Annotated in this window: 1 protein-coding gene and 1 pseudogene; both read right to left on the reverse strand. The window is 70.0% G+C overall.

Annotated elements, in window-relative coordinates:
• Positions 1–5758 (reverse strand): annotated as a pseudogene (locus A8G15_RS20300) (amino acid adenylation domain-containing protein); the annotation flags it as partial.
• A gap of 280 nt (positions 5759–6038) precedes the next feature.
• On the reverse strand, positions 6039–12029 hold a 5991-nt coding region (locus A8G15_RS20305), incomplete at its 5' end, for a non-ribosomal peptide synthetase (RefSeq protein ID WP_156665494.1).

Raw genomic sequence — 12029 nt, forward strand, 5'->3', positions numbered from 1 at the left:
GCGCCAACCGCACCAGATCCCCGTGCAACGCCGCCGGCACCACCACATCCACCCGCGCACCCGCAGTCGACTGCACCGCCGGACGCGGACGATCCGCCGGCAACTCCAACTGATCCGGCAGACCCGCCAGCGCGGCGGACCAGTGACGGATCTGCTGGGAGATCAGCGATTCCGGGTCGTCCTCGGACCCGAGCACCGACCGCTGCCACAGCGCATAGTCCGCGTACTGCACCGCCAACGGTTCCCACGGCGGCACCCCGCCGCCGACCCGGGCCGTGTACGCGGTGATGAGGTCGCGCACGAACGGTCCGCCCGACGAGCCGTCGGCGGAGATGTGGTGGACGACCGTGACGACGACAAAATCGTCGGCACCGATTTCGAATACCTGTGCACGGAGCGGAATCTCGGTGGTCACGTCGAACGGCTGCCCCACGAAACGAGCAATCGCGTCGGCGACCCGGTCCTCGTCGGCCGTGACGACGTCCATCGTGACGGCAGCCCGTCCGGCGGGCAGGATCACCTGCACCGGCCCGTCGCCGGTCTCCGGGTAGACGGTGCGCAGCGACTCGTGCCGTGCCACCACATCCGCGACCGCCGCGCGCAGCGCCTCGACCTCCAGTGCGCCACGGATCCGCAGTGCGGTCGGCAGGTTGTAGGCGGTCGAATCCGGGTCGAAACGGTTCAGGAACCACATCCGGGACTGCGCCAGCGACAACGGAATCCGCTCCGGCCGCGCCTGCGCGGTGAGCGCCGCCCGGCCACCGGCACCGACGTGCGATTCGAGCCGGGCGGCCAGAGCCTCGACGGAGGACGATTCGAACAGTTCCCGGACCGGAACGCGGGCTTCGAGGGCGGCGCCGAGCCGCGCGGCGACCTGGGTCGCGATCAGGGAGTTGCCGCCGAGCGCGAAGAAGTCGTCGTCGAGACCGACACGCTCGACACCGAGCACGTCGCCGAACACGGCGGCGACGATCTCCTCCACCGGCGTGGTGGGGGCACGGAACTCGCGGGTCTCGAACACCGGCTCGGGCAGCGCCTTGCGGTCGAGCTTGCCGGACGCGTTGAGCGGGAACTCGTCGAGCACGACGGTGGCCGCCGGCACCATGTACGACGGCAGGCTCTTGCCTAGTCCGGCGAGCAACGCCTCCTCGTCGATGTCGGCGCCGGCCTCGGCGACGAGGTAGGCGACGAGCTGATCGCCGGTCGGGGTGGCGACGACCTGCACCGATGCGGACATGACGGTGGGGTCGGCGAGGACCGCCGTCTCGATCTCGCCGAGTTCGATGCGCTGGCCGCGGAACTTGACCTGGAAGTCGGTGCGGCCGATGTACACCAGCTCCGGCGCACCGGTCGAGGTCCGGACCCATCGGACGAGGTCGCCGGTGCGGTACATGCGATCGCCGGCGGCACCGAACGGATCGGCGACGAAACGGTCGCTGGTCAGGTCGACCCGGCCGTGGTATCCGCGTGCCAGCTGCACGCCCGACAGATACAGCTCACCCGCGACACCCAGCGGAACGGGCCGCAGCCGGCCGTCGAGCACGTACACCTTCGAATTCCACTGCGGCACACCGATCGGGACCGAGCCGGCGTCGTCGAGTGCGGCCTGCCGGTAGGTGATCGACACCGCGGCCTCGGTCGGTCCGTAGAGATTGTGCAGTCCGGCCTGCGAGACGGACGCGAACGCGTGCGCGGTCTGCGCGGGCAGCGCCTCACCGATGACGAACACGTCGCGCAGTGTCACCAGGTCGGCCGGGTCGGCGTAGGACACGAACACCGCCAGCATCGACGGCACGAAATCGGTGACGGTGACCGACAGTTCGCGGATCGTGCGGGCGACGTACTCCGCGTCGCGGTGGCCGTCCGGGGTCGCGACGACGAGGGTCGCACCGACCCGCAGCGGCAGGAAGAAGCCCCACAGCGACACGTCGAAGGTGGTGGCGGTCTTCTGCAGATAGACGTCGGCCCCGGTGAGCTCGTATTCACCCTGCATCCAGGCCATCTGGTTCGCGATCGCGCCGTGTGGGACCGCGACACCCTTCGGGCGGCCGGTGGATCCGGAGGTGAAGATGACGTAGGCGGTGTTCGTGGGGCGCAGCGCCGCGGTCCGCTCGGCCGGCGTGACCGGGGTCGCCGGCAGGTGCGCGAGATCGAGGGTGTCGAGGTGCAGGACCGGAATGTGTGCGGGCAGCGTGACACCGTCGCGTTCGGTGCTGAGCACGCACACGGGTTCGGCGGCGTCGAGGATGTACTCGGTGCGCGAGGCAGGGTGGTCCGGGTCCACGGGCACATAGGCGCCACCCGCACGGACGACCGCGTACATGCCGACGACGAGTTCGACGGATCGGCGCATGGCCAGCGCGACCCGGGACTCCGGCCCGACGCCGAGGGAGATCAGCTGCCGCGCAAGCCGGTTGACTTCGGCATCGAACTCGGCGTAGGTGAGTTCACGGCCCTCGTACACGAGCGCGGTCGCGTCCGGTGTGCGGGCGACCTGCGCGTCGAAGCCGTCGAGCAGGAGACGGTCCTCGACCGGGAACCCGGTGTCGTTGCACGTGTCGAGCAGGACGCTGCGCTCGTCGGCGCCGAGGATCTCGAGGTCGCCGACGGTCACCGCGGGATCGGTGGAGACCGCGTCGAGGATGCGGAGCAGTCGCTCCGAGATCGCCACGACCGACGATTCGTCGAACAGCGCGGTGGCATAGGTGAGCATGCCGACCATGCCGCCGTCGGTGTCGGTGGCGATGGTCAGCTGCAGGTCGAAGCGTGCGGTGGTCGCACCGGCGTCGAGTCCCTCGACTCGCAGGCCCGGGAGGTCGAGGTGCGCCTCCTCGAGGTTCTGGAAGAACAGCGCCACCTGGAACAGCGGGTGCCGGGACTGCGACCGGCCCGGGTTGAGCACCTCGACGAGTCGTTCGAACGGCAGGTCGGCGTGCCCGAACGCACCGAGGTCGGTCTCGCGGGCCTGTGCGACGAGCTCGGCGAAGGTGGCCGTGGACGCCACCTGCGTCCGGAGTACGAGGGTGTTGACGAACATGCCGACCAGGTCGTCGAGCGCTTGTTCGCCGCGGCCGGCGACGGGGGTGCCGATCGCGATGTCCTCGGTCCCGGACAGCCGGGCCAGCAGCACGGCGAGTGCGCTGTGGACCACCATGAACAGTGTTCCGTGCTCGGCGGCGGCCACCGTCTCGAGACGTGCGACGAGATCCGTGTCGATCGGGAAGCGGTACATCGCACCGGCGTTCGACGCGGTCTGCGGACGGGGTCGGTCGGTCGGCAGGAGGAGTTCGTCGGGCAGGCCGGCGAGCGTGGTCTTCCAGTAGTCGAGCTGCCCGGCGATGAGCGAGGACGGATCGTCCTCGGCGCCGAGCACCCGGCGCTGCCACAGCGCGAAGTCCGCGTACTGGATCGCCAGCGGTTCCCATGCCGGCTCCGACCCGGCGCTCCGGGCCGCGTACGCCGTGACGACGTCGCGGGTCAGGGGAGCCATCGACGAGCCGTCGGCGCTGATGTGGTGCACGACGAGAACGAGCACGTGCTCGTCGCCGCCGAGGGTGAACAGGCGGATCCGCATCGGGACACCGGAGGTGACGTCGAATCCGTCGTCGACGAAATCGATGACGTCCGAGAGGATCTCGTCGCTCGCCGACTGGACGGGGGTGAGCTCGTCGACCACCTCCGCGGTGGGGAGGATCACCTGGTGCCCGGTGCCGTCGAGTTCGGGGTAGATCGTCCGCAGGATCTCGTGCCGCTCGACGACGTCCGCGATCGCCGCGCGCAGTGCCGCGACGTCGAGGTCGCCGGTGAGCCGGATCGCCAGCGGGATGTTGTTGACCGTCGATGTCGTGTCGAAACGGTTGAGGAACCACATCCGCTGCTGCGCGAGCGACAGCGGGACGACGGTGCCGCGCTCCTGCGGTTCGAGCGGGAGACGCCCGGTGTCGCCGGTGTGGGAGTCGAGGAGGGCGGCGAACGCTTCGACGGTGGAGGACTCGAACAGGTCCCGCACCGGTATCCGTGTGTCGACCACGGCCCCGAGACGGGCGACCGCCTGCGTGGCGATCAGGGAGTTGCCGCCGAGCTCGAAGAAGTCGTCGTCGACGCCGACACGTTCGACGCCGAGCAGGTCGGCGAAGACCGCCGCGACCGCCTCTTCCGTGGGGGTCGACGGGGCTCGGAACTCCTTGGCTTCGAACACCGGTTCCGGCAACGCCTTCCGGTTCAGCTTGCCGCTGCCGGTCAGGGGGATCTCGTCGAGGATCATCACCGCGGCGGGCACCATGTGGGACGGGAGCGTCCGGCCCACGAATTCCTTGAGGGCGTCCTGGTCGATCGCCGATCCGGCCGCGGGAAGCACGTACGAGACCAGCGTGGTCACACCGGTCGCGGTCGAGTGTCCGACGGTCGCGGCGAACTCGACGGAGTCGTGGGCGGCGAGAGCCGCGTCGATCTCGCCGAGTTCGATGCGGAAACCGCGGACCTTGACCTGGAAGTCGCTGCGGCCGACGTACTCGATGACCGGCCCGGTGGGACCCTCGACCCAGCGCACGACATCGCCGGTCCGGTACATGCGTGCACCGGGTTCGCCGGCGCCCGGCTCACCCGTGAACGGGTTCGCGACGAAACGTTCGGCGGTGAGTCCGTGGCGCCGGTGGTAGCCGCGTGCGACGCCGGGTCCGGACAGGTAGAGCTCACCCGCGACACCCATCGGCGCCGGGTTGAGGCGACCGTCGAGGACGTGCGCCGAGACGCCGCGCAGTGCGACACCAATGGGCATCGGCCCGCCCGCCGCGAGCGGATCACTGCTGGTGGCGAGGACCGTCGTCTCGGTCGGCCCGTACACGTTGAAGAAGTCGCGGTCGCCGGCCCACTTGGCCATCAGCTCGGTGGGATAGGCCTCACCACCGACCATGACCGCGCGCAGTCCGTCCAGCCCGGCCGGGTCCATCGACGCGAGCGCGGCGGGGGTGATGAAGGCGTGGGTGACCCCCTCCCGCCGCAGCAGGTCGGCGAGTTCGTCGCCGCCGTAGATCGTCGGCGGCACGATCACCATCGTCGCTCCGGCACCGATCGCGAGCAACAGTTCGAGGATCGACGCGTCGAAGCTCGGCGACGCGAAATGCATCGTGCGGGAAGATGAATCGATCTTGAATCGGTCGCGTTGCTCGGCCGACAGATTCGACAGGCCGCCGTGGGTGACGGCGACGCCCTTCGGCAGTCCGGTGGAACCGGAGGTGTAGATGACGTACGCGGTGTTGTCGACGGACAGCGATCCGATCCGGTCCGCATAGGTGACCGGCGCGCCGGATACCGCGGCGCACTCGGCGGCGAGTTCCGCACCGTCGAGTACGAGCCAGTCGACCGAGTCGGGCAGGCGGTCGAGGTGGGCGGAGACCGTCAGGCCGAAACGCGAACCGGAGTCGGTGACCATGTGTTCGATGCGGTCGGCCGGGTAGGTCGGGTCCACCGGCACGAACGCGGCGCCGGTCTTGGCGACGGCCCACCAGGCGAGCACGGACTCGATCGAACGGGTCAGGCCGAGCGCGACGAAGGTCTCGGGCCGCACGCCGCGCGCGACGAGCACGCGCGCCAGGCGCGAGGACTGCTCGTCGAGCTCGCCGTAGGTCAGACGACGGTCGCCGAGAACGACAGCGGTGGCCGTCGGGTCCGTCTCCACCGCCGCGGCGAGCAGCTGAGGGAGCGTGAGCGCACGTGTGCGGCGGCGACGAGCCGGCCTGCTGGAACCGGTCCTGCGGCGTGCCCCGCCTGCAGCCTTGGCACCGGTCTCATCAGCCGTCATTCGTTAACAACCCCTCATGCCCAGGACAGGAGAACCTCGGTCGCGGCGCGACTCGGGGCTCTCTCGTCTATCGACCCAAAAACCCGCTCCATGGTACGAGCCGGCGCTCCGGCCCCACATCTGGCTGATGCGTGCACGAAAGCGTCAACTCTATACCCTCGCCGGAACGCGATTCGTTACACGATCGCGACCTGGCGGCGGCCCGGAACGGGGCCGCCGCGTGTCCGGGTTCCGGTCGTCACTCCACGAACGAGCCGCTCTCGGAGGCGGTGGCGTCCGCCCGTTCGGCGACCACGACATCGGTGAACAGTTCCGGACCGTCGTCACCGAGCAGGTCCGCGTAGCCCGGTTCCGGCTGCACGTCCACGAACACGACCGCCGCGAGGTCCTCGGGGACTCCGTCGTCGAACCGGGGTGCGCCCTGTGACCCGACGAACAGATGGGTCACCCATTGATCGGCGAGCTCGTCGTCGAACGAGGCCGCTCGCTCCTGCGGCGCCACCAGGGCGGCGCCGGCCGTGACGGCCGCCACCAGCTCGAGCACCGCGGCCTCCGAACCGGCGGGCCCGTGCACGTGGGTCCGGGACTCGTAGTCGACGCCGGCGCGGGCCGCGAGCCGGGCCGCGGTGTCCGCTGCGGCGGCGTGACCGATCATCCGTTCCCGGCCGGTACCGGCACCGAGCACGAACGCCGGATCGCCGCCCTGGATCGGCCGCGCCAGATCGGCGTAGGTCACCGGCGTCGCCGCCTCCGCCTCGATCGCCGAGACCGTGCCGGGATCGTCGAGATCGACCGTGGGGGCCGCGGTGCCCGAGGCGGCACCGAGCACGACATCGGCACCGGACTCGACTCCTGTCTCGGCATCGTCGAGAAGGACGACCGCGGCACCCGTCTTGAGGACGGCCCACACCGCGACGACGCGCTCCACCGAGCGCGGCAACCGGATGCCCACCCGGCTTCCGGCGCCGACACCGCGCCCGAGCAGGTACCGGGCCGCTCGCGACGACCGCGCATCCAACGCCGCGTAGGAGACCTCGCCCTCACCGTCCGCCACCGCCGGAGCCTCCGGGTCGGACTCGACAGTGGACATCAGCACCGACACCAGGTTGCGGGCGGCCGCACCCGGTTCGGTCTCCGTGTCCGCCGGACGCGGCTGGAACTGCGCCCGCTCGGCCGCACCCAGAATGTCGATGTCGCCCACCGTCACGTCGGGTTTCGCGACGACCGCCTCCACGATCCGGGTGAACCGCTCGGCGAACCGTTCGACGGTCGCGGCCTCGAACAGGTCTGTGGCGTAGGTGAATCCGGCGATCAGCCGGTCCGGCTCGCCCGCCTCGTCGTAGGTGCCCTCCAGGGTGAGCATCAGATCGAACTTGGCTGCGACCTCTCCGGTATCGAGGCCGCTGATCGTCAGCCCCGGCAGTTCGAAGGACACCGGCCGGAAGTTCTGCAGCGACAACATCACCTGGAAGAACGGGTGACGTCCCGAGGACCGTGCCGGATCGAGGACTTCGACGAGCCGCTCGAACGGCACGTCCGCGTTCGCGAATGCCGACAGGTCCGTTTCCCGTGCCCGATCGACGAGATCACCGAACGGCCGGGACGGATCGACATCGGTACGCAGCACCAGGGTGTTGACGAACATGCCGATCAGATCGTCGAGTTCGGGTTCGCCGCGTCCCGCGACACCCGTGCCGACCGCGATGTCGCGCCCGCCCGTGAGCCGTGCGAGCAGCACGGCCAGTGCCGCGTGCACCACCATGAACATCGAGGTGTTGTGCGCGCGGGCGAGTTCGGTCAGTCCGCGATGCAGTTCCGGTTCGAGCGTGAACGCGTGGTAGCCGCCCGCCATGGACGGCATCGCCGGCCGCGGCCGGTCCGTGGGCAGCTCGAGATCGCCGGACAGTCCGGCGAGCGTCTCGCGCCAGTAGCCGAGCTGACCGGAGACCGGCGAGTCCGGATCGTCCTCGGTGCCCAGCACTTCCCGCTGCCACAACGCGAAATCGGCGTACTGCACCGGCAGCGGCGCCCACACGGGCAGGCGCCCCGCGGCCCGCTCGGTGTACGCGACCATGACGTCACGCGTCAGCGGGCCGAGCGAGAAGCCGTCGCCACTGATGTGGTGCATGACGAGGACGAGGACGTGCTCGGTCTCCCCGACCGCGAACAACCCGGTCCGGACCGGAACGGCGTCGGTCACGTCGAATCCCGCCGATGCCAGAGCACGTACCCGATCGGGTAGTTCGTCCGCACCGACCCGTTCGGGGGTCAGATCCGGAAGCGCATCGGCGACCGGCAGCACCACCTGGTGCCCGCTGCCGTCCCGCTCGGGATAGACGGTGCGGAGGATCTCGTGCCGGGCGATCACATCGCCGACCGCGCCCTGCAACGCCGCGACGTCGAGTGCGCCGGACAACCGGATCGCCAGCGGGATGTTGTAGGACCCGGATGCCGGGTCGAACCGGTTCAGGAACCACATCCGCTGCTGGGCGAGCGAGAGCGGCACGATCTCCGGGCGCGCACCGGCGACGAGCGGAGCGCGCCCCCCACCACCGGCGAGGCTTTCCAGCCGGGCCGCGAGCGCCGCGACGGCCGGCGCCTCGAACAGTTCGCGGACCGGCACCGTGGTGTCGAGTGCAGCACCGAGCCGCGCCGCGACCTGCGTCGCGATCAACGAGTTGCCGCCGAGATCGAAGAAGTCGTCGTCGGCACCGACCCGGTCGACGCCGAGCACATCCGCGAAGACCCCCGCGACGATCTCCTCGATCGGTGTCGACGGCGCACGGAACGCCCGCGCCTCGAACACCGGTTCCGGCAGCGCCCGGCGATCCAGTTTGCCGACGGGGGTCAGCGGGATCGTGTCCAGCGCGATCACGACCGCCGGCACCATGTGCGCCGGCAACGAGGTCGCCGCGAACTCCCGTAGCGTGTCGGAGTCCACCACGGCGCCGGCGGCGGGTACGACGTACGACACGACGGCCGTGCCGCCGGTCGGGGTGTCGTGACCGACGGTCGCCGCGAAGTCCACGCTCTCGTGCGAGACGAGCACAGTGTCGATCTCGTCGAGTTCGACCCGCAGACCGCGGATCTTCACCTGGTGGTCGCTGCGGCCGACGTAGGCGATCTCGCCGTCCGGCGTCCACCGCACGACGTCACCGGTGCGGTACATCCGTTCGCCGGGCGCGCCGTACGGGTCGGCGACGAACCGGTCGGCGGTCAGCGCGCCACGGGCGTGGTAGCCCCGCGCGAGCTGGATACCCGAGATGTAGAGCTCACCGACGACGCCGACCGGAACCGGGCGCAGCCGCCCGTCGAGCACGACCTCCCGCATCCCGCGGATCGGGCCGCCGATCGTGATCGGCGCGCCCGGAACCATCGGTTCCGAGATGTTGGCCATGATCGTGGTCTCGGTGGGGCCGTAGCCGTTGTACAGCGACCGGCCGTGCGACCAGCGCGCCACGACGTCGGCGGGTACCGCTTCGCCACCGGCGACCAGGTGCTGGAGCGAATCCAGGCCGGCCGGATCCATCGACGCCAGCACCGACGGGGTGATGAACGCATGCGAAACCCGTTCGCGGCGAATCAGTTCCGCCAGTTCCGCACCACCGAACACGGTGGCGGGCGACACCACCATCGTCGACGCCGCACCGAGCGCGAGCAGCAGCTCGAGCATCGACGCGTCGAAACTCGGCGACGAGACGTGCAGGATCCGGGAGTCCGGGCCGGGACGGTACCGTTCGCGCTGCTCCACACAGAAGTTGTGCAGCCCGGCGTGCGTGACGGACACGCCCTTCGGCTTGCCCGTGGAACCGGACGTGTAGATGACGTACGCCACCTGGCCGACCCGGATCGGCCGGAGCAGTTCGGTCTCGGCCACCGGGGTCGCCGCTTCCTCCTCGATCGAGGTCTGCAGCCCGGCATCGTCGAGGACGAGCCAGTCGGTGTCCCCGGGCAGCGCCCGCACGTGGCGCGCCAGGGTCAGGCCGGTCGTGGCCTGTGCATCGGTGACCATGTGCTCGATCCGGTCCGCCGGATAGTTCGCATCCACCGGGACGAACGCGGCACCGGTCTTCGTCACGGCCCAGACCGCGAGCACCGATTCGATCGACCTCGGAATCGCGACGGCAACGAGTTGCTCGGCACCGATACCCCGGCGCAACAGCACGCGGGCCAGCTGCGACGACCGTTCGTCCAGTTCCCGGTAGGTCAGCTCCCGATCCTCGCAACGGACCGCGATACCGTCGGGGTTCGCGGCGACGGCCGCGGCGATGAGGCCGGGCAGGGTGCGCGGCTCCGGACCGGCCGGACCGGTGTGGGCCAGGAGCCCGTCGAGCTCACCCGGAGCGAACAGGTCGGCGTCGCCGACGGGCCGCTCCGGGGACCGGGTCAGAGCTTCGAGCAGCCGCACGAAGCGGTCCGCGAACGCCGCGATCGTCGAGTCGTCGAACAGGTCGGTCGCGTAGTCGAACATCGCCGGCACCCCGCCGGTTCCCCCGTCACTTCGCTCGCCCGGAACGACGGTGAGCTGAAGGTCGAACTTCGCGATGCGGGCGTCGGCCTCGACCGGTGCCACCGACAGATCTCCGAGCTCGAACGTTCCCGACGCAAGGTTCTGGAACGCCAGGACCACCTGGAAGATCGGCGAATGCGCCTGCGACCGAACCGGATCCAGCTTATCGACGAGACGCTCGAACGGAACATCCGCGTGACCGAATGCTCCGAGGTCGCCTTCCCGGACGCGGCCCAGCAGATCGCGGAACGACTCCGAGCCGTCGACGATCGTGCGCAGCACCGCGGTGTTGACGAACATGCCGACCAGGTCGTCGAGTGCGGCCTCGCCGCGGCCGGCGACCGGCGAGCCGATCACGATGTCCTCGGTTCCCGACAACCGCGCCAGCAGCACCGCGAACGCTGCGTGCACCACCATGAACGGAGTCGCCGACTGCTCCGAGGCGAACGCCTCGACGGCGGCGAACACGTCTGCCGGCAGTACGAAACGGTGGGTGTCGCCGCGATGGGTCGCCTGCACCGGACGAGGCCGGTCCGTCGGCAGATCCAGCACGTCCGGCGTCCCGGAGAGAGCCTCGGACCAGTAGGCGAGCTGAGCGGAGATCAGCGACTCCGGATCGTTCTCGTCGCCGAGCACTTCGCGCTGCCACAATGCGAAGTCGGCGTACTGCACCTCGAGCGGCGCCCACGACGGCGCCCCGCCGCGAGATCGTGCCGCATAGGCCACCATCACGTCGCGGGCGAGCGGACCCATCGAGAAACCGTCGGCGCTGATGTGATGCGCCACCAGAACCAGTATCCGCTCCTCCGACGACAGTTCGAGGAGCGCAGCGCGGAACGGTACCTCGATGGTCACATCGAAGCCGGTGCCGATCAGTTCGGAAACGCTCTCCGTGACGCTGTCTGCGCTGATTCGCACGATCTGCAGGACAGGAGCCTCGGCGACCGGCAGCACCACCTGCCGACCCACCCCGTCGATCTCCGGGTAGCAGGTGCGCAGAACCTCGTGGCGCGCGATCACGTCCGTGACCGCGGCGGCGAGGGCGGCGACGTCGAGTTCTCCGCTCAGACGCAACGCCACCGGGATGTTGTTCACCGCGGTGCCGCTGTCGAACCGGTTGAGGAACCACATCCGCTGCTGCGCCAACGACAACGGCACCCGCTCCGGACGCGGACGCGCCGACAGCGCCACCCGCGCACCCGAACCCGCATGCGACTCCACCGCAGCGGCCAACCCCGCCACCGTCGACGCCTCGAACACCATCCGCACCGGCACCTGCGCATCCAACGCAGCACCCAACCGCGCCGTCACCTGCGTCGCCACCAGCGAATTACCACCGAGCGCGAAGAAATCGTCGTCCAACCCGACCCGCTCGACCCCGAGCACCTCCGCGAACACCGCAGCCACCGTCTGCTCGACCGGGGTGACCGGAGCACGGAAGGCCACGGCCTCGAACACCGGAGCGGGCAGCGCCTTGCGATCGAGCTTGCCGTTGATGTTGAGCGGCAACGCCTCGAGCACCACCCACGCGGTCGGCACCATGTACGACGGAAGACCCTGTGCCGCAGAACTCTTCACGGCGTCGAGGTCGAGAGCGCCCTCACGGTCCGGCACGAGGTAGGCGACCAGCTGCTCGCCGAGATGCGCGTCCTCGCGCACCACGACAGCAACCTGACCGACCGTGTCCTGCTTCCGCAGCACCGATTCGATCTCACCCAA

Source organism: Rhodococcus phenolicus, assembly GCF_001646785.1.
Lineage (GTDB): Bacteria > Actinomycetota > Actinomycetes > Mycobacteriales > Mycobacteriaceae > Rhodococcus > Rhodococcus phenolicus.